Source organism: Mesorhizobium sp. M7A.F.Ca.CA.003.01.2.1, assembly GCF_003998945.1.
Lineage (GTDB): Bacteria > Pseudomonadota > Alphaproteobacteria > Rhizobiales > Rhizobiaceae > Mesorhizobium > Mesorhizobium ciceri.
The window spans coordinates 1-457 of record NZ_RZRA01001669.1; the positions used below are offsets into that span (position 1 = coordinate 1).

Sequence of the window (457 nt, forward strand, 5' to 3'; positions counted from 1 at the left end):
TTGCATGACGGCGGCACTCAACCGGGCCAAGCTTACGCCTGCCGACGTCGACTACATCAACGCGCACGGCACCTCGACCATGGCCGACACGATCGAGCTCGGCGCTGTCGAGCGGCTTGTCGGCAATGCCGCATCGAAGATCTCGATGTCGTCGACCAAGTCGTCGATCGGCCATCTGCTTGGGGCGGCCGGTGCCGCCGAAGCGATCTTCTCGATCCTTGCCATCAGGGACAATGTCGCGCCGCCGACCATCAACCTCGACAACCCCGAACGCGAAACCGCGATCGACCTGGTGCCGAACAAGCCGCGCGCCCGCCAGATCGACGTGGCGCTGTCCAATTCGTTCGGCTTTGGCGGGACCAATGCGTCGCTGGTCTTCCAGCGCTACAATGGCTGATCGTCCGGCTGCCGGGCGACGCTTTGGCGTGCCGTCAATTTTGCCATATTCGCCTCTACC

At 63.5% G+C, this 457-nt stretch carries 1 pseudogene; it reads left to right on the forward strand.

Annotated elements, in window-relative coordinates:
* Window positions 1–397: pseudogene (locus EN969_RS34860) on the forward strand (beta-ketoacyl-ACP synthase II); the annotation flags it as partial.
* Window positions 398–457: the final 60 nt, after the last annotated feature.